This is a genomic window from Pseudomonas retamae (genome assembly GCF_043496865.1).
Lineage (GTDB): Bacteria > Pseudomonadota > Gammaproteobacteria > Pseudomonadales > Pseudomonadaceae > Aquipseudomonas > Aquipseudomonas retamae.
This window is the reverse complement of the sequence record NZ_JBIEIL010000003.1, coordinates 181,474-206,250: the sequence shown is the minus strand read 5'-3', so window position 1 is coordinate 206,250 and position 24,777 is coordinate 181,474. Positions and strand designations below refer to the sequence as shown.

At 60.9% G+C, this 24,777-nt stretch carries 23 protein-coding genes and 1 riboswitch; of the genes, 12 read left to right on the top strand and 11 right to left on the bottom strand.

Going from position 1 to position 24,777, the window contains the following annotated elements; translation table 11 throughout:
* The first annotated feature begins 71 nt into the window (after positions 1 to 71).
* The 3 genes from ACGSLL_RS06065 (at position 72) to ACGSLL_RS06055 (ending at position 1,583) form a co-directional block, all read left to right on the top strand.
* Positions 72 to 230 (top strand): hypothetical protein, encoded by a 159-nt coding sequence (locus ACGSLL_RS06065; RefSeq protein ID WP_394504094.1) that lies wholly within the window; start codon positions 72 to 74, stop codon positions 228 to 230.
* 191 nt (positions 231 to 421) lie between these two features.
* Positions 422 to 973: a cytochrome b gene (locus ACGSLL_RS06060; RefSeq protein WP_394504092.1), complete on the top strand. Its 552-nt coding sequence runs from the start codon at positions 422 to 424 to the stop codon at positions 971 to 973.
* Between the two features lie 31 nt (positions 974 to 1,004).
* Complete coding sequence (locus tag ACGSLL_RS06055; protein ID WP_042606592.1) at positions 1,005 to 1,583, top strand: YceI family protein; 579 nt, start codon at positions 1,005 to 1,007, stop codon at positions 1,581 to 1,583.
* Positions 1,584 to 1,839: 256 nt separating this feature from the next.
* Here the strand turns inward: ACGSLL_RS06055 and ACGSLL_RS06050 are convergent, their stop codons facing one another.
* The 4 genes from ACGSLL_RS06050 to ahcY all read right to left on the bottom strand — a co-directional run bounded on the left by ACGSLL_RS06050 (position 1,840) and on the right by ahcY (position 7,331).
* Positions 1,840 to 3,714 (bottom strand): DEAD/DEAH box helicase, encoded by a 1,875-nt coding sequence (locus tag ACGSLL_RS06050; protein WP_394504089.1) that lies wholly within the window; start codon positions 3,712 to 3,714, stop codon positions 1,840 to 1,842.
* A 222-nt stretch (positions 3,715 to 3,936) separates the two neighbouring features.
* Positions 3,937 to 4,749 carry a substrate-binding periplasmic protein gene (locus ACGSLL_RS06045; protein ID WP_394504087.1) on the bottom strand — a complete coding sequence of 271 codons (813 nt, stop codon included), beginning with the start codon at positions 4,747 to 4,749 and terminating at the stop codon, positions 3,937 to 3,939.
* 170 nt (positions 4,750 to 4,919) lie between these two features.
* The gene (gene metF / locus ACGSLL_RS06040) at positions 4,920 to 5,765 is read right to left on the bottom strand and encodes a methylenetetrahydrofolate reductase [NAD(P)H] (RefSeq protein WP_203419823.1); all 846 of its coding nucleotides are present in this window, start codon (positions 5,763 to 5,765) and stop codon (positions 4,920 to 4,922) included.
* A gap of 156 nt (positions 5,766 to 5,921) precedes the next feature.
* Entirely contained in the window at positions 5,922 to 7,331 is a 1,410-nt protein-coding gene (gene ahcY, locus ACGSLL_RS06035) for an adenosylhomocysteinase (protein ID WP_203419822.1), read from the bottom strand.
* Positions 7,332 to 7,354: 23 nt separating this feature from the next.
* Positions 7,355 to 7,454, bottom strand: a riboswitch (S-adenosyl-L-homocysteine riboswitch).
* 198 nt (positions 7,455 to 7,652) lie between these two features.
* Between ahcY and ACGSLL_RS06030 the strand changes: the two genes are divergently transcribed.
* Both ACGSLL_RS06030 and ACGSLL_RS06025 read left to right on the top strand, forming a co-directional pair.
* On the top strand, positions 7,653 to 8,057 hold the full coding sequence (locus ACGSLL_RS06030) for an acyl-CoA thioesterase (protein ID WP_042561508.1): 405 nt from the start codon (positions 7,653 to 7,655) through the stop codon (positions 8,055 to 8,057).
* A 175-nt stretch (positions 8,058 to 8,232) separates the two neighbouring features.
* Positions 8,233 to 9,120: a formate/nitrite transporter family protein gene (locus tag ACGSLL_RS06025; RefSeq protein ID WP_394504084.1), complete on the top strand. Its 888-nt coding sequence runs from the start codon at positions 8,233 to 8,235 to the stop codon at positions 9,118 to 9,120.
* On the opposite strand, the gene ACGSLL_RS06020 is transcribed toward ACGSLL_RS06025, so the two are convergent.
* Both ACGSLL_RS06020 and ACGSLL_RS06015 read right to left on the bottom strand, forming a co-directional pair.
* On the bottom strand, positions 9,121 to 10,386 hold the full coding sequence (locus tag ACGSLL_RS06020; protein ID WP_394504082.1) for a cation:proton antiporter: 1,266 nt from the start codon (positions 10,384 to 10,386) through the stop codon (positions 9,121 to 9,123).
* A gap of 310 nt (positions 10,387 to 10,696) precedes the next feature.
* Positions 10,697 to 11,866 carry an MFS transporter gene (locus tag ACGSLL_RS06015; protein WP_394504080.1) on the bottom strand — a complete coding sequence of 390 codons (1,170 nt, stop codon included), beginning with the start codon at positions 11,864 to 11,866 and terminating at the stop codon, positions 10,697 to 10,699.
* Between the two features lie 428 nt (positions 11,867 to 12,294).
* Here ACGSLL_RS06015 and ACGSLL_RS06010 point away from each other — a divergent pair, with 428 nt between their 5' ends.
* Complete coding sequence (locus ACGSLL_RS06010) at positions 12,295 to 12,678, top strand: MAPEG family protein (protein ID WP_332764599.1); 384 nt, start codon at positions 12,295 to 12,297, stop codon at positions 12,676 to 12,678.
* 115 nt (positions 12,679 to 12,793) lie between these two features.
* Here ACGSLL_RS06010 and mltA read toward each other — a convergent pair whose 3' ends face one another.
* Positions 12,794 to 13,978: a murein transglycosylase A gene (gene mltA / locus ACGSLL_RS06005; protein ID WP_394504077.1), complete on the bottom strand. Its 1,185-nt coding sequence runs from the start codon at positions 13,976 to 13,978 to the stop codon at positions 12,794 to 12,796.
* Between the two features lie 127 nt (positions 13,979 to 14,105).
* Between mltA and ACGSLL_RS06000 the strand changes: the two genes are divergently transcribed.
* Positions 14,106 to 14,555, top strand: coding sequence for a c-type cytochrome (locus ACGSLL_RS06000; RefSeq protein ID WP_394504075.1), 450 nt, complete (start codon positions 14,106 to 14,108; stop codon positions 14,553 to 14,555).
* Positions 14,556 to 14,627: 72 nt separating this feature from the next.
* Here ACGSLL_RS06000 and ACGSLL_RS05995 read toward each other — a convergent pair whose 3' ends face one another.
* From ACGSLL_RS05995 to ACGSLL_RS05980, 4 genes are all read right to left on the bottom strand, one after another.
* Positions 14,628 to 15,023: a DUF1090 domain-containing protein gene (locus ACGSLL_RS05995; protein ID WP_208939439.1), complete on the bottom strand. Its 396-nt coding sequence runs from the start codon at positions 15,021 to 15,023 to the stop codon at positions 14,628 to 14,630.
* A gap of 96 nt (positions 15,024 to 15,119) precedes the next feature.
* On the bottom strand, positions 15,120 to 16,796 hold the full coding sequence (gene ligB / locus ACGSLL_RS05990) for an NAD-dependent DNA ligase LigB (protein ID WP_394504072.1): 1,677 nt from the start codon (positions 16,794 to 16,796) through the stop codon (positions 15,120 to 15,122).
* Positions 16,797 to 17,081: 285 nt separating this feature from the next.
* On the bottom strand, positions 17,082 to 18,272 hold the full coding sequence (gene metK / locus ACGSLL_RS05985; RefSeq protein ID WP_024014624.1) for a methionine adenosyltransferase: 1,191 nt from the start codon (positions 18,270 to 18,272) through the stop codon (positions 17,082 to 17,084).
* Between the two features lie 18 nt (positions 18,273 to 18,290).
* On the bottom strand, positions 18,291 to 19,286 hold the full coding sequence (locus ACGSLL_RS05980; protein ID WP_203419812.1) for an ArsR/SmtB family transcription factor: 996 nt from the start codon (positions 19,284 to 19,286) through the stop codon (positions 18,291 to 18,293).
* Between the two features lie 259 nt (positions 19,287 to 19,545).
* On the opposite strand from ACGSLL_RS05980, the gene tkt reads away from it, so the two are divergent.
* The 5 genes from tkt to ACGSLL_RS05955 all read left to right on the top strand — a co-directional run bounded on the left by tkt (position 19,546) and on the right by ACGSLL_RS05955 (position 24,566).
* Positions 19,546 to 21,543, top strand: coding sequence for a transketolase (gene tkt, locus ACGSLL_RS05975; RefSeq protein WP_203419811.1), 1,998 nt, complete (start codon positions 19,546 to 19,548; stop codon positions 21,541 to 21,543).
* Positions 21,544 to 21,693: 150 nt separating this feature from the next.
* Positions 21,694 to 22,761 carry an erythrose-4-phosphate dehydrogenase gene (epd, locus tag ACGSLL_RS05970; RefSeq protein ID WP_394504068.1) on the top strand — a complete coding sequence of 356 codons (1,068 nt, stop codon included), beginning with the start codon at positions 21,694 to 21,696 and terminating at the stop codon, positions 22,759 to 22,761.
* Positions 22,758 to 23,921, top strand: a complete 1,164-nt coding sequence (locus ACGSLL_RS05965; RefSeq protein WP_090287056.1) for a phosphoglycerate kinase — start codon at positions 22,758 to 22,760, stop codon at positions 23,919 to 23,921. The genes epd and ACGSLL_RS05965 overlap by 4 nt, the downstream gene beginning before the upstream one ends.
* A 34-nt stretch (positions 23,922 to 23,955) precedes the next feature.
* Positions 23,956 to 24,177, top strand: coding sequence for a hypothetical protein (locus ACGSLL_RS05960; protein ID WP_394504066.1), 222 nt, complete (start codon positions 23,956 to 23,958; stop codon positions 24,175 to 24,177).
* 56 nt (positions 24,178 to 24,233) lie between these two features.
* The gene (locus ACGSLL_RS05955) at positions 24,234 to 24,566 is read left to right on the top strand and encodes an MliC family protein (protein WP_093097536.1); all 333 of its coding nucleotides are present in this window, start codon (positions 24,234 to 24,236) and stop codon (positions 24,564 to 24,566) included.
* Positions 24,567 to 24,777: the final 211 nt, after the last annotated feature.

The following is a 24,777-nucleotide window of genomic DNA, read 5'->3' as shown; positions in this document are numbered from 1 at the left end:
ACCCGCTCGGAATGAGGCGATAGCGGCTACCAGACCGGCAGTTTTAAGCTGGGAAAAACCGGAGGCTCTGGATGAAAACGCTCACGCTCATGCTTTTACTGATGGCTCTTCCCGGCTGCACCAACGGGCATTTCTTTCCCGGCGGTTACAGCTCTGAACTGGCGCACAAGTGCAAGATTGATCCGTACAGTGCCGATTGCCTGCAATCTCCGTCGGTATTGCATAACTAGCGTCTACGATATCTGGCACAACACCGATCATCCATTCAAGCGCCCCTCGCCGAAATCGCCTTTAATCCTTTCTTAACACCTCTCTTACAGACTCTTGATCGTATTTCTCGATATTTCAAAGCGAAATTTTCCGCTTTAATTCGATAGATAACTCGCTAGTCTTGGTTCGCAGTTCTCACAGGATTTGGGCAATGCAGCTACGTAACTCTTCTTCGCGCTATGGTTGGGTCAGCATCTTCATGCACTGGGGCGTGGCGCTGGCGGTCTTCGGGCTGTTTGCGCTGGGCTTGTGGATGGTTGGGCTGGATTACTACAGCACCTGGCGCAAAGACGCGCCGGACCTGCACAAGAGTATCGGCTTGGTATTGCTGGGTGTGATGGTGTTGCGGGTGCTGTGGCGCTTTATCAGCCCACCGCCGTCGACGCTGCAAAGCTACAGCCGCATGACCCGCCTTGGCGCTAAATTCGGCCACGGGTTTCTGTATCTGGCGCTGTTCGCTGTGATGATTGCCGGTTACCTGATTTCCACCGCAGACGGTGTCGGGATCCCGGTGTTTGGCCTGTTTGAAGTTCCTGCACTGCTCTCCGGGCTACCGGATCAGGCAGATACCGCTGGGGTGATTCATCTCTGGCTGGCGTGGGCGCTGGTAATTTTCTCCGGCCTTCATGCGTTGGCAGCATTGAAGCACCACTTTATCGATCGTGATGCGACCCTCACCCGAATGCTCGGTCGCAAAGCCTGAAATTCAACCTCGACTCAAAGGAAAAGAAAGCATGTTGAAAAAGACTCTGGCCGCTCTGGCAATCGGTTCTGCCGTGCTGTCCGCCAACGTAATGGCCGCTGACTACGTAGTCGACAAAGAAGGCCAGCACGCCTTCGTTGATTTCAAGATCAGCCACCTGGGCTACAGCTTCATCACCGGTACTTTCAAGGACATCGACGGCAAGTTCAGCTTCGACGCTGCCAAGCCTGAAGACAGCAAGATCGAATTCAACGTCAACACCGCCAGCGTGTTCACCAACCACGCTGAACGCGACAAACACATCGCCAGCGCTGATTTCCTCAACGCCAGCAAATTCGGCAAGGCCACCTTCGTTTCCACCAGCGTCAAATCCACCGGTGCCAACACCGCTGACGTGACCGGCGACCTGACCCTGCTGGGCGTGACCAAGCCTGTCGTGGTGAAAGCGACCTTCCTGGGTGAAGGCAAGGATCCATGGGGCGGCTACCGTGCCGGCTTCGAAGGCACCACCACCATCAAGCGTTCCGATTTCGGCAAGCAGAAAGACCTCGGGCCGAAGTCCGATGCGGTCGAGCTGTATGTTTCGTTTGAAGGTGTGAAAGCGAAGTAATTTTCGCCGCCATATAAAAAACGCCCCCGGTCGAAAGGCCGGGGGCGTTTTTTATTGCCCGCTACACACATCCCCCTGTGGGAGCGAGCCAGCTCGCGAAGGCGGCGGGTCAGTCAGCAATGATGTTGGCTGAATGACCGCTTTCGCGAGCAGGCTCGCTCCCACAGGTGATATGCAGTGATTCAGGGGCATTTGTTGCGGCATAAAAAATGCCCCGGCTCTTTCGAACCGGGGCGTTTTTCATTGCGGCGTCAACTCAGCGATTGCGGGTCAGCAGTGCTGGTTTTTCGCCACGCGGGCGGCTTGGCAGTTGATCGAGCTGCTCAGGCGTCGGGAAGCGGTCGGCTTTCGATTCCTTGTGCATGATCTTCGGCCCGGTGCTGCGCGGGTTCTGCACGGCTGGCTCGCTACGTGGCTGATCGTCACGGGCTGGACGGCGGTTGCGCGAGGACGATGAAGACTCGTCACGACGGCCCTGACCGTCACGCGGTGCACCGTTGCGCGGGCCGCTGCGTTTGGCCGGTGGGGTGCCGGTGCTCGAACCGTTGCTGTTGCGCGGGCCGTTCTGGCGACCTTGCGACTGGCCGCCGCGTGGTGCGCCGGCACCTGCGCCTTGGGCCGGTGCGCCCGGACGACGACCACGGCCGCCAGCCGGTGCGGCTTTCGGCACGTAGTCGACGCGGTTACCGAAGTTATCGATATCGTCGTCGAGGAACTCGTCGGGCGCACGATCAGATGCTGCGCGTGGTGGCTGGCTCGGACGTTGTTCGCGGCTCGGCGTACCTTCGCGCGGCTTCTGCTGGCGGGCAGGGCGCTCGCCACGTTCACCGGCCGGTTTTTCCTTGCCCTTGTCCTTGCCCTTGTCTTTACGACCGCCGCCGCCACCGCCGCCATTCGGGCCGTCGCCGCGCGGGCCGCGAGGGTTACGTGGATTGCGAATGTCCGGACGCTCGCGGGCTTCCGGCTTCTCGGCTTCGATGGTGCTGGAGTCGAAGCCCATCAGGTCGCCGTCGGCGATCTTCTGCTTGGTCATGCGCTCGATGCTTTTCAGCAGTTTTTCTTCGTCCGGCGCGACCAGCGAGATCGCCTCGCCCGAACGACCGGCACGGCCGGTACGGCCGATCCGGTGCACGTAGTCTTCATCGACGTTCGGCAGCTCGAAGTTGACCACGTGTGGCAACTGGTCGATGTCCAGGCCCCGAGCAGCGATGTCGGTGGCAACCAGAATGCGAACCTGGTTGGCCTTGAAGTCAGCCAGCGCTTTGGTGCGGGCGTTCTGGCTCTTGTTACCGTGGATCGCCACAGCCGGCAGGCCATGTTTGTCCAGATACTCGGCCAGACGGTTGGCGCCGTGCTTGGTGCGGGTGAACACCAGCACCTGTTCCCACGCGCCGGCGGTGATCAGGTGCGCCAGCAGCGCACGCTTGTGGCTGGCCGGCAGGCGGAACACGCGTTGTTCGATGCGCTCGACCGTGGTGTTCGGCGGCGTCACTTCGATGCGTTCCGGGTTGTGCAGCAGCTTGCCGGCGAGGTCGGTGATGTCCTTGGAGAAGGTCGCCGAGAACAGCAGGTTCTGACGCTTGGACGGCAGGCGCGCGAGGACTTTCTTCACGTCGTGCACGAAACCCATGTCGAGCATGCGGTCGGCTTCGTCGAGGACGAGGATTTCAACGTGAGACAGGTCAACGCTGCCCTGGCCGCAGAGGTCGAGTAGACGACCCGGGCAGGCGACGAGCACGTCGACACCACGAGACATGGCCTGAACCTGCGGGTTCATGCCGACGCCGCCGAAGATGCAGGCGCTGACGAATTTCAGGTCACGGGCGTAGATCTTGAAGCTCTCGTGCACCTGGGCCGCGAGTTCGCGGGTCGGGGTCAGGACCAGGACGCGCGGTTGGCGCGGGCCGTGACGCTGGGATTTGTCCGGGTGACCGTTGGGAAACAACCGCTCCAGGATCGGAAGGGCGAAACCGCCGGTTTTACCGGTACCTGTCTGTGCCGCAACCATCAGGTCGCGACCTTGCAACACGGCGGGAATGGCCCGCTGTTGCACCGGAGTAGGCTCGGTATAGCCCGCATCTTCGATGGCGCGGACTAAAGCCTCGGAGAGACCGAGGGAAGCAAAGGACATGAGTAATCCTGTTTTAGTTAGGGCTTGGCCCAATGGGAGTCTTGCCTGGCGCGAATGGCGTTTAAGAGGACGCAATCCCGTCCGGTCCTGCTGCGGTTCCGAAGGCACGTCGGGAGCGCTCGCGCGGGCTGTAAAGCTGCGCTGTAGCGGGTCGGGAGGCCTGTTACGGTTCCGGGCGTCCGGGCGTGAGCCTGGCGGGAACGCCGGAGTATAACAGAGCAATCACCGCGCGCCGCTTTCCTGCTGCTCAACGGTTTTGCCGCTGACCGTCGCCGACTTCAACAAAACACTGCCAACGGGCGCGGCACCGTAGCGTGCGCTCAGCTCGGCGTAGGCAGGTTCGCGCTTGAAACGCTTTAGTTCGGCACCGAATCGCTGCGCCAGCAGATCCATGCCGGCATTGCGCCGAACCGCCAGAAACTGGCTCTGGCGACTAATAACCGTGGGGTTTTCGGTGATCAGGCTGCGTATATTCAATTCATCGAGCAAATGCTGACCGACGCGGCGATCGGTAATCAGCAGGTCGATGCGCCCACGCACCAGTTTGCCAAAATTGGCTTCATGGGTCGGCGCCGGTTCTCGGGTAAACAGCTGCGACTGGCTGAAATCTTCACTATATAAATAGCCCGGCGAGGTGCCGATGGTCAGGCCCTTGAGTTCTTCGAGCCGACTGAACGGGTGCGGCCGGTCGTTGGCGTAGAACATCACGAACTCGACGTCCGACAGTGGTTCGCTCGGATAGAGCAGGGTGGCGTCGCGCTCGGCGCTATGAAAGATGTCCAGCGCGCCGTCGGCCTGACCGGTTTCAAGCATCGACAGGCAGCGTTTCCACGGCAGGAACTGCCATTCGACTTCGATGCCCAGACGCTGGAATACGATGGCCGTGGTTTCGTAGTCGAGGCCGAGATTCTTACCGCCGTCTTCATACACGTACGGCGCCCACGGCTCGGTGACAATACGCAACTTCTCGCCCCGAGCAGCGAAGCTCAGGCAAGCAAATACCAGCACGGCGAACAACTGTGTGATCAAAGGCATGGCTGGAGATTACGACGAGAATCGCCAAAGAGCCAGAAAGCGGCTGCAGAAGCTCTGTTTCGCGGCTTCAAACGCAAAAAATCACAGCATGACAACCCGACGAAGGCGTTGCCAAACACTGCGATCTCTTGTTCTTGCTTGTAGCTTTCAGCTCGAAGCCTGCTGCTGCTTCAGCGCGGCAACTTCAGGTTGTTCCAGATCGCCAGGCTAGGCTCGGCCTGGTTCATTGAATAGAAGTGCAGCCCCGGCGCGCCGCCCTGCAACAGGCGTTCGCACATCTCGCTGACGACTTGCTCACCGAAGCGCTGAATGCTTTGCGCGTCATCGCCGTAGGCTTCCAGTTGCTTGCGGATCCAGCGCGGAATTTCCGCACCGCAGGCATCGGAGAAGCGCGCGAGTTTGCTGTAGTTGGTGATCGGCATGATACCCGGCACAATCGGCAGATCCACACCCTGTGCCTGCAAACGCTCGACGAAGTAGAAGTAGCTGTCGGCGTTGAAGAAGTACTGGGTGATCGCGCTGTCGGCACCGGCACGGGCCTTGCGCACGAAGTTGGCGAGATCGTCTTCGTAGTTGCGCGCCTGCGGATGCATCTCCGGGTAGGCGGCGACTTCGATGTGGAAATGGTCGCCGGTCTCTTCACGAATGAATTCGACCAGTTCGTTGGCGTGACGCAGCTCTCCGCTGGTCATGCCCATGCCGGACGGCAGGTCGCCGCGCAGGGCGACGATGCGCTTGATGCCGGCAGCCTTGTACTCGTTCAGCAGGCCGCGCAGGTCGTCCTTGCTGTCGCCGACGCACGACAGGTGCGGTGCGGCCGGTACTTTGACTTCGCTTTCCAGCTGCAGCACGGTGTTGAGCGTACGGTCACGGGTCGAACCGCCGGCGCCATAGGTGCAGGAAAAGAAGTCGGGATTGTAGGTGGCCAACTGACGGGCAGTGGCGAGCAGTTTTTCATGCCCAGCATCGGTCTTGGTCGGGAAGAACTCGAAGCTGTAGCGACGGTCTTGGGACATGGTCATACCCTTGGAAACAAGAACCTTCGAGGCGCTGCAATCCCTTGTGGGAGCGAGCCTGCTCGCGAAAACGGTGGGTCAGACAACCTTGATGTTGAATGATCAATTGCATTCGCGAGCAGGCTCGCTCCCACAGGGAGAGCGAGCAAGCGCCTGTTAGTAGCGGTAAGCGTGCGGCTTGAACGGGCCTTCGACGGTGACGCCGATGTAGTCAGCCTGTTGCTTGGTCAGTTGGGTGACCACGCCGCCGAAACCGCGGACCATTTCCAGAGCTACTTCTTCGTCGAGTTTCTTCGGCAGTACTTCAACGGTCAGACGCTCGGCTTTCTGCGCTGGCGACAGGTCGGCGTACTTCTGGCCGAACAGGAAGATCTGCGCCAGTACCTGGTTGGCGAACGAACCGTCCATGATGCGGCTCGGGTGACCGGTGGCGTTGCCCAGGTTCACCAGACGGCCTTCGGCCAGCAGGATCAGGTAGTCGTCGTTCTGTGGGTCGAAGCTGCCGGCACCGGTGCGGTGAACCTTGTGCACCTGTGGCTTCACTTCTTCCCATGCCCAGTTCTTGCGCATGAAAGCAGTGTCGATTTCGTTGTCGAAGTGACCGATGTTGCAGACCACAGCGCGCTTCTTAAGGGCTTTGAGCATGTTCGCGTCGCAAACATTGACGTTACCGGTGGTGGTCACGATCAGGTCGATCTTGCCCAGCAGCGCTTTGTCGATGCTCGCTTCGGAACCGTCGTTGATACCGTCGATGAACGGCGATACCAGTTCGAAACCGTCCATGCAGGCTTGCATGGCGCAGATCGGGTCGACTTCGGAAACCTTGACGATCATGCCTTCCTGACGCAGGGACTGGGCCGAGCCCTTGCCCACGTCACCGTAACCGATGACCAGCGCTTGCTTGCCGGACAGCAGGTGGTCGGTACCACGCTTGATCGCATCGTTGAGGCTGTGACGGCAGCCGTACTTGTTGTCGTTCTTGGACTTGGTCACCGAGTCGTTGACGTTGATGGCCGGGATTTTCAGCTCGCCCTTGGCCAGCATGTCCAGCAGACGGTGTACGCCGGTGGTGGTTTCTTCGGTCACGCCGTGAACGCGATCCAGCACCTGCGGGTATTTCTTGTGCAGCAGCTCGGTCAGGTCGCCGCCGTCGTCGAGGATCATGTTGGCGTCCCATGGCTGGCCATCCTTGAGGATGGTCTGCTCCAGGCACCACTCGTACTCTTCTTCAGTTTCGCCTTTCCAGGCGAACACCGGGATACCGGCAGCAGCGATAGCGGCAGCGGCCTGGTCCTGGGTGGAGAAAATGTTGCACGACGACCAGCGAACTTCGGCGCCCAGGGCAACCAGGGTTTCGATCAGCACGGCGGTCTGAATGGTCATGTGGATGCAGCCAAGGATCTTCGCGCCTTTGAGCGGCTGCTCGCTGGCGTACTTGCGACGCAGACCCATCAGGGCCGGCATTTCCGATTCGGCGATGATGGTTTCGCGACGGCCCCAGGCGGCCAGGGACATGTCGGCGACTTTGTAATCGGTAAAATCTGCAGGCGTGATAACAGCGCTCATGAAGAGCCTCCATTCGTAATGTATGCGAATGGGCGCCGTTGTGCGTTTAGTGTCCAGCCTGCGGCCGGTCAACGCCCCATCCGAGCCTGACAGGTCGAACCTGCTGCAGCGCCCCTCGGACAGGTGGCGGGAAAACGGTAACAAGTGATCATTACCGTTTTGAAACGGTGGCGATTATAGCCGTCTAGACTGATCTTCCAAAGGGTTTCTGTCGGCTGGATGAAGATCGTTAATGGCGACCATAGTCGAAGCCGCATGGAGGATGACCGCCCGGTCTGCCAAGATGGCGCCATCATTCGGCAAGAGACTCAAGGAGTGCAGATGAATTTCCACACCCGCAAATGGGTAAAACCCGAAGACCTCAACCCCAACGGCACCCTGTTCGGCGGCAGTCTGCTGCGCTGGATCGACGAAGAAGCGGCGATCTACGCGATCGTCCAGTTGGGCAACCAGCGCGTGGTGACCAAGTACATTTCCGAGATCAATTTCGTCAGCGCCTCGCGCCAGGGCGACATCATCGAACTGGGCATCACCGCCACCGAGTTCGGCCGCACTTCGATCACCCTGACGTGCGAAGTGCGCAACAAGATCACCCGCAAGAGCATTCTGACCGTTGAGAAGATGGTTTTTGTGAATCTGGGCGAGGACGGCTTGCCGGCGCCGCACGGGCGGACCGAGATCCGGTATGTGAAAGATCAGTTCAAGGATGACGAGGCCGTTCAGTAAATTCGGCGGTGTTTTCTTCGCGAGCAGGCTCGCTCCCACTGGTACAGCGTGATCACTGTGGGAGCGAGCCTGCTCGCGAAAGCGGTTGCCGTGGCTGCGAAGATTCAACTGGCCACTGAACAGCCATGAAGCGCAACGGTCGTAGCTAAATCGCCCCCCCCACGGTTGCCACGCCATGACCACGCCCACCAGCGACAAAACCCCCGACCTCTCGGCCAAAGAGCAGCACGAAGTCGAGAAAAGCCAGCCGCCCCGCGCGGCCGTCCTGCATGAAATCATCCGCACCCAAGGCGATCAGGAACTGGAACGCAGCATTGCCGCGCTCTGGTGGTCGGCGCTGGCGGCCGGGTTGACCATGGGTTTGTCGCTGATGGGCATGGGCCTGCTCAACTCGCGCCTGCCCGACGGTGACGAGTTCAAGGTGATCGCCAGCTTCGGTTATTGCGCAGGTTTTCTCGCGGTGATTCTGGCGCGCCAGCAACTGTTCACCGAAAACACCCTGACCGCCGTGCTGCCGGTGATGACCAAGCCGACGCTGAAGAATTTCCTGCGACTGATCCGTCTGTGGGCAGTTGTACTGGTCGGCAACCTCTGCGGCACCCTTCTGGTCGCCTACGTCATGCTCGAATTGCCGATCTTCGACAGCAAGACGGACCATGCCTTTCTCGAAATCGGCCGCAAGGTCATGGAAAACCATGCCAGCCAGATGTTCGCCAAGGGCATCATTTCCGGCTGGATGATTGCCACAATGGTCTGGATGATCCCGTCCATGGAGAACGCGAAGATGTGGATCATCGTCCTCATCACCTACTTCATGGCCTTAGGCGACTTCACCCACATTGTGGTCGGTTCGGCAGAAGTGTCGTATCTGGTGTTTGCCGGCGAACTGCCGTGGAGTGATTTCTGGATGGTGTTCGCCGGGCCGACGCTGGCGGGGAATATCATCGGTGGCAGCTTCATCTTTGCGCTGATCAGCCATGCGCAGATCCGCAGCGAGAGCGGGGTGCCGAAGGAACCTGCGGATCAGGCGAAAGAAACCGATCCGCAGTCGACCAGAAAATGATCAGTGGTGCGCTGGCTCAGGCACGGTGGCCGGCTCGTTGCGCGTTGCATGCTTGACCAGTTTGCCGATGCTCAGGCCCTGGAGAAGGATCGATGACAGCACCACGATGTAGGTGATGCTCAGCAGCAGATCGCGCTCCGGGCCCAGCGGCAGGGCTAGCGCCAGGGCTACCGAGACGCCACCGCGCAAACCGCCCCAGGTGAGGATGCGGATGGTGCCGGCCGGCACGCTGCGCCAGCGCCGCAGCAAAAGGATCGCCGGGGCCACGGTGAGCAGGCGCGACAGCAGAATCGCCACCGCAAGCAAACCTGCTGCGGCCATGTGCAGCCAGTTGAACGGCAGCAGCAACAACTCCATGCCGATCAGTGCAAACAGCAGTGCGTTGAGCATGTCATCGAGCAATTCCCAGAAACCGTCGAGGTAGCGGCGGGTCATGTCGTTCATCGCCAGGTTGCGGCCCAGGTTGCCGATGATCAGCCCGGCCACCACCATCGCGATCGGCGCCGAGACGTGCAGTTCGGTGGACATCGCCGAACCACCGATCACCAGCGCCAAGGTCAGCATCACCGTGATCTGGTGCTGCTCGACGCTTTTGATCATGCGATAGACCAGATAACCGATCAGCCCGCCGAACAGCACACCGCCCAGCGCCTCGTGCGCAAACAGCATGGCCGTGGCGCTAATGGTCGGGGTTTCGCCCAGTTGTGCGATGCCCAGCAGCACGGTGAACACCACGACCGCGGTGCCATCGTTGAACAGAGATTCGCCGACGATGGTAGTTTTCAGTGGTTTCGAGGCATTGGCGGTGCGCAATACGCCGAGCACCGCAATCGGGTCGGTGGGCGAGATCAGCGCGCCGAACAGCAGGCAGTAAAGGAAACTCACGTGCCAGCCGAACAGGGCAAAAATGTAATAGGCGAGGCTGCCGATTACCGCAGTGGCAATCAATACACCGAAGGTCGCCAGCAGGCCGATGGGCCAGCGGTAGCTGCGCAAGTCATTCAGATTGACGTGCAGGGCGCCGGCGAACAGCAGGAACGACAGCATCCAGTTCATCAACAGATCGCCAAAGTCGATCTGGCCGATCAGTTGCTGCACACGGTCTTCGAGGCCGGGGAAGCCGAGCACGCTGAGGCCTTGCAGGATCAGTGAAAACATCAAGGCAGTGACCATCACGCCGATGGTCGGCGGCAGGCCGATGAAGCGGAAATTGACGAAGGTGAGCAGGGTGGTCAAACAGATGAAAGCGGCGACAAGTTCAAGCATCCGGGGTCCTTTGGATGAAAAGTGAATGGAGCGCGACCGGAGTTTTGGGCGCAGGGGTTTGATGGGGTGGGGGTGGCTGAGGGCACATTCGGATTCGGCGTTGCGCTCAACAGCCCCTCACCCCAGCCCTCTCCCGAGGGAGAGGGAGCCGAATGGGGGAAGCTCAAGAGATACGCGGACTACGTAGTTCTTCCGCGAATCCATAGTCGGCACGGTGTTTCAGGTCGATGTATCAAGCAAGACAACTCGGTCAGTTCCCTCTCCCCCTGGGAGAGGGCTAGGGTGAGGGCTGTTCTCTGACACACCGTAATCACCCAGACACATTGACCCCGGCACACCGCCGACGTTGCAGATAAATAAACCACAACGCCGCCAGCACTGTCAGCACACCGACCAGCGCCCCGGTCCACGGCAGGTCCGCCAGATCGGCGCCACTGGCCACCACCAGCCCGCCAATCCACGCGCCCGCGGCATTGCCCAGATTGAAAGCGCTCTGGTTCAGCGTCGAGCCAAGGTTTGGTGCTTCATGGGCCTGATCGATGATCAGCAGTTGCAGGATCGGGCACAGCGCAAAAGCGAAAATCCCCCACAACACCAGCGTGATCGCTGCTGGCACCACCGAGCGACTGGTCTGGCTGAACGCCGCCAGAATCACCACCACCGCCAAAGCCACGCCGACCAGCGACGGCAGCAAACGGCTGTCGGCCAGACGCCCGCCGAGCATGCTGCCACCCGTCAGGCCGACGCCAAACAGCAGCAACATCACCGTGACGCCGTGGGGGCTGACGCCGGTGATGTCTTGCAGGATCGGTGCGATGTAGGTGAACACGCTGAACAGACTGGTCGAGGCCAGCACGCTCATGCCCAGCGCCAGCAGCACATTGACCTTGCCCAGCACTTTGAACTCGCTGGCGAGGTTGGCCTTGTCCATCGCAATGTGTTTTGGCAACCACAGCCATTGCGCGAGTGCCGCGATCACACCGATCACCGACACCGCCCAGAACGTCGAGCGCCAACCGGCGTATTGGCCGAGCGCAGTGCCCAGCGGAACGCCGAGTACGTTGGCCAGGGTCAGGCCGGTGAACACCATGGCAATGGCCTGGGCGCGCTTGTTCGGCGCGACGAGTCCGGCGGCGACCACCGAACCGATGCCGAAGAACGCTCCGTGGCACAGGGCGGTGACCACGCGCGCGGCCATCAGCGTGGCGTAATTCGGCGCGAGGGCGCACAGCACGTTGCCGAGGATGAACATCAGCGTCATCCCCAGCAAAGTCGCTTTGCGCGGCATGTTCGCGGTGCCGATCGCCAGAATCGGTGCGCCGAACACCACGCCCAATGCATAACCGGTGATCAACAGACCCGCGTGAGGAATGCTCACGGCAAGGTCGCGAGCGACGTCGGGCAACAGCCCCATTATCACGAATTCAGTGGTGCCAATGCCGAAGGCGGCAACGGCGAGGGCAAGCAAGGCGAGTGGCATGCGCAAGGTCTCGTTAATAGTCTTGACGCTTTGATCAGGCATACGCGGGCCGACGACCGATCTCGAGCGAGAGCAGCGCAGGCAGCCATTATTGGTATTTTTCTGTGCGCAACTGAGTGCGGCGTGGTCGCGCGCAGTATAAACAGCCATGGACACATCGCGAATCAATAATCTGACTGATTGGGTCAACATCAGACGCGGGGGCGAGCATGGCGACAGCTCTGGCGGCGTTGCTGCATGCAGCGTGGAATGTCCGGTTGTCAGCTACGCTCTGGTGCTGTGGTTGATGCAGTCGGGCTCAGTGTGATCCGTGTGGTTTGTCGGTATGCGTTACCTCAAGAACCTTTCGGCCGCGGGCGGCTCTTAGCCTTGGGCTGGCGATGTCTTTCTGCCTGCCCGCGAATTCCAAAATCAAAAAGGATGGTGTTATGACGGTAGCTCTGTGGTGTGTGTTGATCGCGATTTTCCTGCCGTACGTGTGCACGATCGTGGCGAAAGCGTCAGGCGGTTTCCGGCTGAAGGACAATTACGATCCGCGGGATTTTCTCGACAGCGTCGGCGGTGTGGCCCGACGTGCGCATGCCGCGCAACTGAACAGTTTTGAAGTGACCCCGGCATTTGCCGCAGCAGTGCTCGTTGCGCACCTGGTCGGTACGGCGCAGCTGGTAACGGTCAACGTGCTGGCGGTGCTGTTCATCACCAGTCGCCTGCTGTACATCATTTGCTATCTGGCCGACTGGGCGGCGTTGCGCTCGGTGGTGTGGTTTGTGGGGATGGGCTTGATTGCTTCGTTCTTCTTTGTTTCTGTCTGACTTATTCGGCGCTGCGGATGGCCCCTTCGCGAGCAGGCTCGCTCCCACATGGAAACGCATTGCAAATGTGGGAGCGAGCCTGCTCGCGAAGAGGATGGTGCAGGCGCTGCAGAACTTAAGATTTATCCTTCGGTGTATCCGCCACCTGCGGCACTTGCGGCAACGGCGCGCCTTTGGGCCAGAGCATCCAGATCTGCCCCTGCTGTTTCATGTCCCCGGCCAGTTGCCCGGCGGCATCACCGGTGCCCCAGAACAGGTCCGCGCGAACCTCGCCGGCAATCGCGCCGCCGGTATCCTGCGCGGCCACCGGGCGCACCAGCGGCGTGCCATCCGGGCGCGTGGTCGACAGCCACAACAGACTGCCCAGCGGAATCACCTTGCGGTCCACCGCCGCGCTGTAACCGGCAGTCAACGGCACGTTCAGCGAACCGCGCGGGCCTTCATTACTGTCCGGGTTGCGGGTGAAGAATACGTAGCTCGGGTTGCTTGCCAGCAGTTCGGGAATCCGTGACGGATTGGCCTTGGCCCAGTTGCTGATGGCGCTCATGGTGACTTCTTCTTTCTTCAACTCGCCCTGCTCGACCAGCCAGCGCCCGATCGGCCGGTAGGGATGGCCGTTCTGATCGGCGTAGGCGATGCGCAGCTGTTTGCCGTCCTCTGTCTGAATCCTTCCCGAACCCTGGATCTGCAGGAATTGCAGGTTCATCGGGTCGGTCAGGTAGGCCACCACCGGCGCTTTCACGCCTTTGGTTTCGATGGTGGCGGCGTCGTCATAAGGCTTGAGCACCCGCCCTTCGAGCCGACCGCGTAGACGTTTGCCTTTGAGCTCCGGATAAATGCTGTCGAGGGAGACGATGATCATGTCTTCCGGCACGCCATACACCGGCACGTTGGCCGCCTCAGTGGGCGTCAGACTGCCGGGGTAGACCGGCTCGTAATAGCCGGTGATCAGGCCGTTGGGATTGTCGTTTTCCGCACGCAAGCCATACACATCGAGGTTCTGCTTCAGGAAAGCGCGGATCTCGCTGGCGCTCTGCGGCACATTGGCGGCAGCCGCGCAGGTCGGGCCCCAGACCGCATCGGCTTTCAGTCGGGTACAGGCGCTGCGCCATGAGCCGAAACCGGCGACCAGATCGCTGTCGGATACGGCGGGCAGGGCTTCCCAGGTGGCACTTGAATACGTGGCCAGCGCATGGGTTTTCGGCTTGTCGCTGTCACCGCCGGTGCAGCCGGCGAGTGCGGCCAGCAGTGGAAGTGTGACGAAGAATGGGCGGCGCCAGGCCTGGAAACGGCGATTCATGGAGTGATTCCTGTGCCGGTTGCCAAGTGCTCCATGCGCTCAAGCAACCCGTATTTTTAATAGGGCTATTGGTGTTTGAGGGTGACGCGAGGATACTGGCCGCCGATTTCCGCGACCTGAAGCCGCCATGACTCTCAAACGAATTGCTGTTGGATTGCTGGCCTGTGTGGCCCTGTCCGCCTGTGGCGGTGTCGATCCAAACTCCCCGTTGGGCCAGCGCAAGGCCATCTTCAAACAGATGCTCAAGACCAGCGAAGACCTCGGCGGCATGTTGCGTGGGCGCATCCCGTTCGACGGGCCGAAATTTACTGAAGGAGCGGTCAGGCTCGATGCCTTGTCCCACGAGCCGTGGCAGCATTTCCCGCAGGTTCGCGAAGAAGACCACACCAGCGCCAAGAATGATGTCTGGCAGAAGCAGGCACAGTTTCAGCAAATGGCTCGAGACCTCGAAGCGGCTACCGGTGAACTGGTCATTGCCAGCAAGGTACAGCCGTACAAGGCCAGCAACCTCGGGCCGGCCGTGCAGAAAGTTGAAGATGCCTGCAGTGCTTGCCATAAGCAGTTTCGGGATCATTAAGCGGTGTCGTCTGAGCTGCCTTCGCGAGCCTGCTCGCGAAAGCGGTTTGCCATTCGCCACTAAGCCAAAGTCTTACTTGTCGATCTCGTCCAGCGCTTCCTGCAATTCCTTGCGCGACTCGGCCAGCTTTTCCTTGCGCTTGTTGATCTTCTCCGGGTCGCCCTTCTTCATGGCCTTGTCGAGGTCGGCCTGACGCTGGCTGACTTCATGCTTGGCCTCAAGCACCTTGTTCTCGCGCTCTTTTTTTAGTCCGGCATCGGTGCAGTGTTCACTGACTTCACGCAGGGCTGTTTCCAGACCGGCCTGCTGCTCCATGTTGCCGCGCGACTTGGCCTGTTCAATCTGGTTGATGATGCCCTGCTTCTTCGCAGCGCAACCGGTCAGGCCCGGGCCTTCTTCTTCCGCCATCGCCGGGACGGCCAGGACGCCGCACAGGGTGAACAGGGCGAGCGGTGCGAGAAATTTCATAAAAGCTCCATGTGCATAAACAATCGGGTTGGAGGGCACTGCGCTGTTGGAGCGCCGGGCCGGCCATTGGGTTCCCGTCGAGCGGGGAAGGCATGTTCAGAAGCCGTCGATCCCGGCGGCCCGCAAGGTCTCGCTCAAGGCTAACACTTGCGGGTCGCGAAAGAAGGCGCTCAATTGCGCCGCACGGCCGGGGCCGATTCCGGGTTCTGCCTGCCATTGTTCGGTGTCACGTTGTGCCAGCGCCTGCCAGGAGTCAGACAGTTGTGCCTGACCCGTCGGCGGCAGGCCCAAGGCTTTGAGCCACTGCGCGAATGGTCGTTGGCGAGCGCTGTGAAAACTGTGGATCAGGCGGGCGCTGCTGCGTTCGCCGAAGCCGGCGATGTTAGCAAGCTCTGGCTCGTCGAGGGTCAACCAATCCAGCAGGTTGTTCAGACGGCCTGTTTCGAAAAGTTTCTCCCAGGTGCCGCGACCGACATGCGCCATCGCCAGCCCCTGCTTGCCACTGAGCCAGGCCAGGCGCGCGAGAAACTGGCTTTCGCAGCCTGTGGTGGGTTGCCAACAGCTCAGGGCATGGAAGTCCTGCGCATTTGGAACGGATAGCTCTGCGCGCTCGGCAGCACGCACAACCACGCTGTCGAGTCGCGGGATGGTCAGTCCGGCGAGGCTGATCGCCACTTGATCACCGGGGCGGATATCCATCTGCTGCCAGCGCTTCAATGAGCTGACGCTGACCCGCTTGATCTCGCGGTCGTCGAGCATCGTCGGGGTGAGCTCCAACACCGGTGTGATGCGCCCGGTGCGACCGATCTTGAAATTGACCTTGCGTACGTCGGCCAAGGCCTGTGCTAACGGATATTTCCAGGCGATTGCCCAGTACGGGGCGCGGGCCTGCCAGCGCTCGGCGGGTGGGCGCTGACTCTGGCGCAGGACCACGCCATCAGTGGCAAACGGCAGAGGGGAGCGATACCAGTGCTCGCGCCAGTTTTGCGCCTCGGTGAAATCGGTGACGGCGTGGCTGTAAGGTTCGGTGGTGGCGAAGCCCAGTGTCGTCAGCAGGGTTATTCGCTCGTATAAATCCACGGGGCCATGCGGCCAGTCCCACACGAACAGACCGATCCCGGCGGCTTGTGGCGCATCCAGCGATTTGCGCCCCATCAATCCGGCCACGGTGGCGCGGGCGTTGACGCTGCCGGCGCGGGCTTGCACGTGATCTTTCAGGCGCCAGTAGAGTTCGCCCTGCACCAGCAGATCCTGCGGTTGGGCCAGACGTTGCGGGATCGCCGGGATCTGCCGCGCCGAGGCTGTCCAGTCTTGCCCCGAGAGGCCGTCGCCACGGCTGATGGCTTGCTGCAACAGGCCTTGGCGGTAAATCAGGGTGACCGCTACGCCGTCGATTTTTGGTTGAATCCAGACATTCTTGCGCGACCGCAGCCAGCGTTCGACGTCTTCGGCTTGATGAAGCTTGTCCAGGCCAGTGTGAGCGACGGGATGCTGGAAGGGGCCGCTGGCGCTGCGCAACGGTATGGGCGGCGAGGGCAGTAGGAAGCATTGTCGCCATGTCTCCAGGCGCAGGCGTGACTGGTCGTAGAGTTCGTCGCTGATCAGCGAGCGGCCCTGGCGGTGGTAGGCGTCGTCCCATTGATCGATCTGGGTTTGCAGGGCGGTGATTTCGCGTTGGGCTTTGGTGGGTGGCCAGTCTGGGCAGTCGGCGTGGGCGTTGAGAGTGATGAGTAACAGCAGGAAAATCGACAGCAGGGGCAGGGTGAAGGGCATGTGAGCTTCCTTGCTCGGGGGTGATGTTTGAAGCGTAGGTGGGGATATTGGCACTGGTGCGTGGGTGTTTTGCTGCATATTTCTGCATGGACCCAAAAGCCTCTCACCCTAGCCCTCTCCCGGAGGGAGAGGGGACTGACCAGGTGGTTCTTTCGAAGTGCGCCGACCTGAACCGGCGCGGTGAATTCAGGCTTGCAAGCAGAGCAGCTGGAGATATTTCAAGGCATGAAAAAAGCCCCGCACGGCGTCAACCGTGCGGGGCTTTTTGTGTAGCCGGGGAAGGGCTTACAGGCCGGCAGCGGAACGCAGGGCGTCGGCGCGGTCGGTTTTTTCCCAGGTGAACGTGGTGAAGCTGTCTTCGCCAACGGTCTTGGTCTGCGGCGCGCGGCCGAAGTGGCCGTAGGCTGCGGTTTCCTGGTACATCGGGTGCAGCAGGTCGAGCATGGTGGTGATCGCGTATGGACGCAGGTCGAACACTTCACGCACCAGTTTGATGATCTTGTCATCGCTGATCTTGCCGGTGCCGAAGGTGTTCAGCGAGATCGAAGTAGGCTGGGCCACACCGATCGCGTAGGACACCTGAATCTCGCAACGCTCGGCCAGGCCGGCCGCGACGATGTTCTTGGCCACATAACGGCCAGCGTAGGCCGCCGAACGGTCAACCTTCGATGGATCCTTGCCGGAGAACGCGCCACCGCCGTGACGGGCCATGCCGCCGTAGCTGTCGACGATGATCTTGCGACCGGTCAGGCCGCAGTCACCTACCGGGCCGCCAATGATGAACTGGCCGGTCGGGTTGATGTGGAACTGGGTGTCCTTGCTCAGCAGTTCGGCAGGCAGTACGTGCTTGACGATCAGCTCCATCACGCCTTCGCGCAGGTCTTTGTACGACACTTCAGGGTTGTGCTGGGTCGACAGAACCACGGCGTCGATACCGACTACCTTGCCGCCTTCGTAACGGCAGGTCACTTGCGACTTGGCGTCCGGACGCAGCCAAGGCAGCAGGCCCGATTTGCGCGCTTCGGCCTGACGCTGCACCAGTTGGTGCGAGAAGGTGATCGGCGCTGGCATCAATACGTCGGTTTCGTTGCTGGCGTAGCCGAACATCAGGCCCTGGTCGCCGGCGCCCTGATCTTCAGGCTTGGCACGGTCAACGCCCTGGTTGATGTCGGGGGACTGCTTGCCGATGATGTTCATCACGCCGCAGGTCGCGCCGTCGAAGCCGACTTCGGAGCTGGTGTAGCCGATGTCGCAGATCACGTCACGAACGATCTGCTCCAGGTCGACCCAGGCGCTGGTGGTCACTTCACCGGCAACGATGGCCACGCCGGTCTTGACCAGCGTTTCCACTGCTACGCGAGCGTGTTTGTCCTGGGCAATAATGGCGTCCAGCACCGCATCGGAAATCTGGTCGGCGATTTTGTCCGGATGCCCTTCGGACACGGACTCGGAGGTGAAGAGGGAGTATTCGCTCATCTCGATGTTTTCCTGAATTTACCGATGGTGAGTGTCGCCAGCCGGTCGCTGAAAATGGCGAACCTGGATCTGGAAACCATTACGTAAGCCTACATAGAGGCTTTCCCCGGGAACGAGTCCCGCAGCGGTGGCCCAACGGGCCAGATCGTCCTGTTCAAACCCCAACCAGAGATCACCGCAGGCCTCCCTGGCCCAACTCTGGTTGTGGCTACATAACTCTGTCACGAGCAGGCTACCGCCCGGTTGCAGCAGGTCGGCCATGTGCCTGAGCGCATCGGCCGGCGCGGCGAAATGGTGCAACACCATGTTCAACACCACGCAATCGGCCTGAACGCTGCTGCCGTTCAATGCATCGGCCAATTGCAGGCTGACGTTAGCCAGCTGTTCACGTTCGCAGACCTGACGCGCCAGTTCGAGCATCGCCGGGCTGTTGTCCAGAGCGGTCACGCTGGCAAAACGACGCGCCAGTTCCGGCAGAAAAGCCCCGTCGCCGGGGCCGACTTCGATGGCCGTGGCGGCACCATTGAAGTTCAGCTTGTCGAGCAGGGCCAGCACGCTGTCGCGGTACTGCGGCAGGCCGGCGATTAAATCCTGCTGGGCGCGAAATTTCTCCGCGACCCGGGCGAAAAAGTCCTGACTGGCGGCGGCGCGTTGTCCGTGGACCTGTTCGATCCGCGTTTGCACGTCGTCCGGCAGCGCCAGATCGTCGACTTCTTCCAGTAATGCCGCGTGCAGCTTGCCGCCGAGCAATTCGGTGTGAGGCAGGGCGCGACGATAGAAAATCGCGTTGCCTTCACGGCGGGTCGCCACCAGATCGGCCTGCGCCAGCACTTTAAGGTGGTGGCTCATGCCCGACTGGCCGATGCCGAAAATCTGCGCCAGCTCCAGCACACCGAACGAATCGTTGGCCAGCGCGCGCAAGACATTCAGCCGCAACGGATCGCCGCCGGCCTTGCACAGGGCCGCCAGCTCGTCGCAATCGTCATGGCGAATGGAAGGCACGCGTAGGTTCATAGGGCTGGCAGTCTAGAGACGGGGGCAAGGCACCGCAAGGTCAATATCAAAAAGTTTTGATATTGCTCGATAAATGGCACTTCTCATCAGACGGTGGTCTCTACAAAACAACAGCGGAAAGGTTTCACCAGCAGAAACCGACGCTATCGATTGGAAAAACGCCTCCGGATCACTATCTGTCATTGCCCCGAGGCGCATGGGTGAGGGAAAATGCCCTCCTTTTTTCCGTTTCAATCTATTCACACCCAGGAGATCAGCGATGCCTAGCCGTCGTGAGCGTGCCAACGCCATTCGTGCCCTCAGCATGGATGCCGTGCAAAAAGCCAACAGCGGCCATCCCGGTGCCCCCATGGGTATGGCAGATATTGCCGAAGTGCTGTGGCGCGACTACCTCAAGCACAACCCGAGCAACCCGTCGTTCGCCGACCGTGACCGTTTCGTGCTGTCCAACGGCCACGGCTCGATGTTGATCTATTCGCTGCTGCACCTGACCGGTTACGACCTGTCGATCGACGACCTCAAGCAGTTCCGTCAACTGCACAGCCGCACCCCGGGCCACCCGGAATTCGGTTACACCCCGGGTGTTGAAACCACCACCGGCCCGCTGGGTCAGGGCCTGGCCAACGCTGTCGGTTTCGCGCTGGCAGAAAAGGTTCTGGGCGCGCAGTTCAACCGTCCTGGCCACGACATCGTCGACCACCACACCTACGTGTTCCTCGGTGATGGCTGCATGATGGAAGGCATCTCCCACGAAGTCGCGTCCCTGGCCGGTACCTTGGGTCTGGGCAAGCTGATCGCCTTCTACGATGACAACGGTATCTCCATCGACGGCGAAGTCGAAGGCTGGTTCACCGATGACACGCCAAAGCGTTTCGAATCCTACAACTGGCAAGTGATCCGCAACGTTGACGGTCATGACCCGGAAGAGATCAAGACTGCAATCGACACTGCGCGCAAGAGCCCGCTGCCGACGCTGATCTGCTGCAAGACCACCATCGGTTTCGGTTCGCCGAACAAGCAAGGCAAGGAAGACTGCCACGGCGCCCCGCTGGGTGACGCTGAAATCGCCCTGACCCGTCAGGCGCTGAACTGGAACTACGGTCCTTTCGAAATCCCGGCTGACATCTATGCCGAGTGGGATGCCAAGGAAAAAGGCCGCGCCGCCGAAGCCGAGTGGGACCAGCGTTTCGCGGCTTACTCCGCAGCGTTCCCGACCGAAGCCAACGAGCTGATCCGTCGCCTGAGCGGCGAGCTGCCAGCCGACTTCTCGGAAAAAGCCTCGGCCTACATCGCCGAAGTCGCGGCCAAGGGCGAAACCATTGCCAGCCGCAAAGCCAGCCAGAACACCCTGAACGCCTTCGGCCCGCTGCTGCCGGAACTGCTTGGCGGTTCGGCTGACCTGGCCGGTTCCAACCTGACCCTGTGGAAAGGTTGCAAGGGCGTCAACGCTGAAGATGCCAGCGGCAACTACATGTACTACGGCGTGCGCGAATTCGGCATGACCGCGATCATGAACGGCGTGACCCTGCACGGCGGCCTGGTGCCGTACGGCGCGACCTTCCTGATGTTCATGGAATACGCGCGCAACGCGGTGCGCATGTCGGCGCTGATGAAGAAGCGTGTGATCCACGTCTACACCCACGACTCCATCGGTCTGGGCGAAGACGGCCCGACGCACCAGCCGATCGAGCAACTGACCAGCCTGCGCACCACGCCGAACCTCGACACCTGGCGTCCAGCCGATGCCGTGGAATCGGCAGTCGCGTGGAAAAACGCGCTGGAGCGCAAGGACGGCCCATCGGCGCTGATCTTCTCGCGTCAGAACCTGCAACATCAGGAGCGCGATGCCGGCCAGATTGCCGATATCAGCCGCGGCGGCTACGTGTTGAAGGACTGCGCCGGCGAGCCTGAGCTGATCCTGATCGCCACTGGTTCGGAAGTCGGTCTGGCTGTTCAGGCCTTCGACAAGCTGACCGAACAGGGCCGCAAGGTCCGCGTGGTATCGATGCCGTGCACCAGCGTGTTCGATGCGCAGGACGCCAGCTACAAGCAATCGGTGCTGCCGTTGCAGGTGGGCGCGCGTATCGCCATCGAAGCGGCCCACGCCGACTTCTGGTTCAAGTATGTCGGTCTGGAAGGTCGCGTGATCGGCATGACCACCTACGGCGAATCGGCTCCGGCTTCGGCACTGTTCGAAGAGTTCGGCTTCACCCTGGAAAACATCCTGGGTCAGGCTGAGGAACTGCTGGAAGACTGATCCAGAAAAGATGTCGTCTGAGCTGACGCCTTCGCGAGCAGGCTCGCTCCCACAGGGAAATGCATTCCAATGTGGGAGCGAGCCTGCTCGCGAAAGCGTTGGTTCGGGCAACATCGCACTGCCTGATTCACCACGGTAATCGAGAACCCCATGCCTCAACCGCGTCCCTACAAAGTTGCACTCAACGGCTACGGCCGCATTGGTCGTTGCGTGTTGCGTGCGCTGTTTGAGCGAGGCGAGAAAGCCGGGTTTGAAATTGTCGCGATCAACGATCTGGCCGACATGGCCAGCATCGAATACCTGACACGCTTTGACTCTACCCACGGCCGTTTTCCCGGCGAAGTGCGAGTAGAAGGCGATTGTCTGCATATTAATGGCGACTGCGTGAAGGTCTTGCGCAGCGCCACTCCCGAGGGCATCGATTGGGCGTCGCTAGGCGTCGATCTGGTGCTCGAATGCTCCGGTGCCTATAACACCCGTGAAGACGGTCAGCGCTTTCTCGACGCCGGCGCGCCACGCGTGTTGTTCTCGCAGCCGATGGCCAGCGAGGCGGATGTCGATGCCACCATCGTTTACGGGGTCAATCAGGATTGCCTGACCGGTGACGAACGGCTGGTGTCCAACGCGTCCTGCACCACCAACTGCGGCGTGCCGTTGTTGCGTCTGCTCGACAAGGCGATCGGCCTCGATTACGTGTCGATCACCACGATTCACTCGGCGATGAACGATCAGCCGGTGATCGACGCCTATCACCACGAAGACCTGCGCCGCACCCGTTCGGCGTTCCAGTCGGTGATCCCGGTGTCCACTGGTCTGGCGCGCGGTATCGAGCGCCTGCTGCCGGAACTTGCCGGACGAATTCAGGCCAAAGCCGTACGCGTGCCGACGGTCAACGTGTCCTGCCTCGATATCACGATGCAGACCGCCACGGCGACCGACGCCAACGAGATCAACCGGATCCTGCGCGAGGCCGCCACCAGCGGCCCGCTCAAGGGGCTTCTGGCCTATACCGAGTTGCCGCACGCCAGTTGTGATTTCAACCATGACCCACATTCGGCCATCGTCGATGCCAGTCAGACCCGTGTTTCCGGCCCAAGGCTGGTAAACATCCTGGCCTGGTTCGACAACGAGTGGGGTTTTGCCAACCGAATGCTGGACGTTGCAGACCACTATCTGCAAACAGCAACTTCAAAAAACCGTAGGAAGTGCGACCCATGACCGTGTTGAAGATGTCCGACCTCGATCTGCAAGGCAAGCGCGTATTGATCCGCGAAGACCTCAACGTCCCCGTCAAGGACGGTGTGGTCACCAGCGACGCGCGAATCCTGGCTTCGCTGCCGACCATCAAGCTGGCCCTGGAAAAAGGCGCGGCCGTGATGGTCTGCTCGCACCTGGGCCGTCCGACCGAAGGCGAGTTCTCCGCCGAGAACAGCCTCAAGCCTGTCGCCGACTACCTGAGCAAGGCCCTGGGCCGCGAAGTGCCGCTGGTGGCCGATTATCTGGGCGGCGTTGACGTCAAGGCCGGCGATATCGTGCTGTTCGAAAACGTGCGCTTCAACAAGGGCGAGAAAAAGAACGCCGACGAACTGGCCCAGCAATACGCGGCCCTGTGCGACGTGTTCGTGATGGACGCCTTCGGCACCGCTCACCGCGCCGAGGGTTCGACCCACGGCGTAGCTAAATTCGCCAAAGTGGCAGCCGCTGGCCCGTTGCTCGCCGCTGAACTGGACGCACTGGGCAAAGCCCTCGGCGCGCCGGCCAAGCCCATGGCGGCCATCGTTGCCGGTTCCAAGGTTTCGACCAAACTCGATGTGCTGAACAGCCTGAGCCAGATCTGCGATCAACTGATCGTCGGCGGCGGCATCGCCAACACCTTCCTCGCGGCGGCCGGTCACCCGGTTGGCAAGTCGCTGTACGAACCGGATCTGCTCGACACCGCGCGCGCCATCGCCGCCAAGGTCAGCGTGCCGCTGCCGGTCGACGTGGTGGTTGCCAAGGAATTCGCCGAAACCGCCGAAGCCACGGTCAAACTGATCGCTGACGTCGCGGCTGACGACATGATTCTGGACATCGGCCCGCAAACCGCGGCCAACTTCGCTGAACTGCTGAAATCGTCGAAAACCATTCTATGGAACGGCCCGGTCGGCGTGTTCGAATTCGACCAGTTCGGCAACGGCACCAAAGTGCTGGCTCAAGCCATCGCCGAAAGCTCGGCGTTCTCCATCGCTGGCGGTGGCGACACCCTGGCGGCGATCGATAAATATGGCGTGGCTGAACAGATCTCCTACATTTCTACCGGTGGTGGCGCGTTCCTCGAATTTGTCGAGGGCAAGGTGCTGCCGGCCGTTGAAGTCCTGGAAAGCCGGGCCAAGGCCTGAGGCCGCCCGTTTGGCCAGGCAAAGGAGTGTTCACATGGTCAAGTCGTTAGCGCTGTTGCTGCTGACCGCTACGCTGGCAGCCTGCGGGAGCAATCCCAAGGCCGAAGCCACGCCGGCACCGAGCGAGCTGCAGAAAGGCTGTTACCAGGCCGACTGGCAGGCCGAAACCAACCCGGTGCTGAACAAGCGATCCGGGCCGGACGGTCTGGAGAAATACGAGACGCAAACCCCGGCCAAGGAACATGGTTGTCCTTGACGGGTCTGACTCTTAACTCAGGGCTGGCGGCGTGCGCCGTCAGTCGAGGAACACGGATGAAAGGCTTGATCGCCATTGCGGCGTTGGCATTGTTGGGCGGTTGCGCGCAGTTGAACCTGTTTCAGTCGTCCGCCCCGGCGGACAACTGGACCACCTGGACCTGCGACAGCCAGGCCAAAGTGCTGTGGCGCTACGCCGACGCCGGCCAGAAGGAAGTCGACGTTCGCCTCGGCGGCGGTGATCAGGTCTATCGCCTGAAAGAAGAACCGGGCGCCTCGGGCACGCTGTACAGCGATGGCATGCTGGCGTTTCACGTCAAGGGTGATGAAGGCCTGGTGTACTGGGTCGCCACCAATGACCTGATTGGCCGCGGCTGCAAGGCCGAGTAACACGATTGAATTGATGTACGGGGATCCAAATATGGGAGCGAGCCTGCTCGCGAAAGCAATCTTGCCGTCGATGATGCAGTGTCTGTCAGACCGCTTTCGCGAGCAGGCTCGCTCCCACAAGGGTTCTCTGTTGTTCACAGGATTTTGGTAACACCGAATCACCAGATCGGGTTTAACCCCGATCTGCAAGCACTTGAATAGCCGCCGCCGC

What these genes read in the sequence shown, in the direction of transcription:
- ACGSLL_RS06065 (WP_394504094.1), top strand. Translation starts at nt 72, where the DNA reads ATGAAAACGCTCACGCTCATGCTTTTACTGATGGCTCTTCCCGGCTGC.
- ACGSLL_RS06060 (WP_394504092.1), top strand. Translation starts at nt 422, where the DNA reads ATGCAGCTACGTAACTCTTCTTCGCGCTATGGTTGGGTCAGCATCTTC.
- ACGSLL_RS06055 (WP_042606592.1), top strand. Translation starts at nt 1,005, where the DNA reads ATGTTGAAAAAGACTCTGGCCGCTCTGGCAATCGGTTCTGCCGTGCTG.
- ACGSLL_RS06050 (WP_394504089.1), bottom strand. Translation starts at nt 3,714, where the DNA reads ATGTCCTTTGCTTCCCTCGGTCTCTCCGAGGCTTTAGTCCGCGCCATC.
- ACGSLL_RS06045 (WP_394504087.1), bottom strand. Translation starts at nt 4,749, where the DNA reads ATGCCTTTGATCACACAGTTGTTCGCCGTGCTGGTATTTGCTTGCCTG.
- metF (WP_203419823.1), bottom strand. Translation starts at nt 5,765, where the DNA reads ATGTCCCAAGACCGTCGCTACAGCTTCGAGTTCTTCCCGACCAAGACC.
- ahcY (WP_203419822.1), bottom strand. Translation starts at nt 7,331, where the DNA reads ATGAGCGCTGTTATCACGCCTGCAGATTTTACCGATTACAAAGTCGCC.
- ACGSLL_RS06030 (WP_042561508.1), top strand. Translation starts at nt 7,653, where the DNA reads ATGAATTTCCACACCCGCAAATGGGTAAAACCCGAAGACCTCAACCCC.
- ACGSLL_RS06025 (WP_394504084.1), top strand. Translation starts at nt 8,233, where the DNA reads ATGACCACGCCCACCAGCGACAAAACCCCCGACCTCTCGGCCAAAGAG.
- ACGSLL_RS06020 (WP_394504082.1), bottom strand. Translation starts at nt 10,386, where the DNA reads ATGCTTGAACTTGTCGCCGCTTTCATCTGTTTGACCACCCTGCTCACC.
- ACGSLL_RS06015 (WP_394504080.1), bottom strand. Translation starts at nt 11,866, where the DNA reads ATGCCACTCGCCTTGCTTGCCCTCGCCGTTGCCGCCTTCGGCATTGGC.
- ACGSLL_RS06010 (WP_332764599.1), top strand. Translation starts at nt 12,295, where the DNA reads ATGACGGTAGCTCTGTGGTGTGTGTTGATCGCGATTTTCCTGCCGTAC.
- mltA (WP_394504077.1), bottom strand. Translation starts at nt 13,978, where the DNA reads ATGAATCGCCGTTTCCAGGCCTGGCGCCGCCCATTCTTCGTCACACTT.
- ACGSLL_RS06000 (WP_394504075.1), top strand. Translation starts at nt 14,106, where the DNA reads ATGACTCTCAAACGAATTGCTGTTGGATTGCTGGCCTGTGTGGCCCTG.
- ACGSLL_RS05995 (WP_208939439.1), bottom strand. Translation starts at nt 15,023, where the DNA reads ATGAAATTTCTCGCACCGCTCGCCCTGTTCACCCTGTGCGGCGTCCTG.
- ligB (WP_394504072.1), bottom strand. Translation starts at nt 16,796, where the DNA reads ATGCCCTTCACCCTGCCCCTGCTGTCGATTTTCCTGCTGTTACTCATC.
- metK (WP_024014624.1), bottom strand. Translation starts at nt 18,272, where the DNA reads ATGAGCGAATACTCCCTCTTCACCTCCGAGTCCGTGTCCGAAGGGCAT.
- ACGSLL_RS05980 (WP_203419812.1), bottom strand. Translation starts at nt 19,286, where the DNA reads ATGAACCTACGCGTGCCTTCCATTCGCCATGACGATTGCGACGAGCTG.
- tkt (WP_203419811.1), top strand. Translation starts at nt 19,546, where the DNA reads ATGCCTAGCCGTCGTGAGCGTGCCAACGCCATTCGTGCCCTCAGCATG.
- epd (WP_394504068.1), top strand. Translation starts at nt 21,694, where the DNA reads ATGCCTCAACCGCGTCCCTACAAAGTTGCACTCAACGGCTACGGCCGC.
- ACGSLL_RS05965 (WP_090287056.1), top strand. Translation starts at nt 22,758, where the DNA reads ATGACCGTGTTGAAGATGTCCGACCTCGATCTGCAAGGCAAGCGCGTA.
- ACGSLL_RS05960 (WP_394504066.1), top strand. Translation starts at nt 23,956, where the DNA reads ATGGTCAAGTCGTTAGCGCTGTTGCTGCTGACCGCTACGCTGGCAGCC.
- ACGSLL_RS05955 (WP_093097536.1), top strand. Translation starts at nt 24,234, where the DNA reads ATGAAAGGCTTGATCGCCATTGCGGCGTTGGCATTGTTGGGCGGTTGC.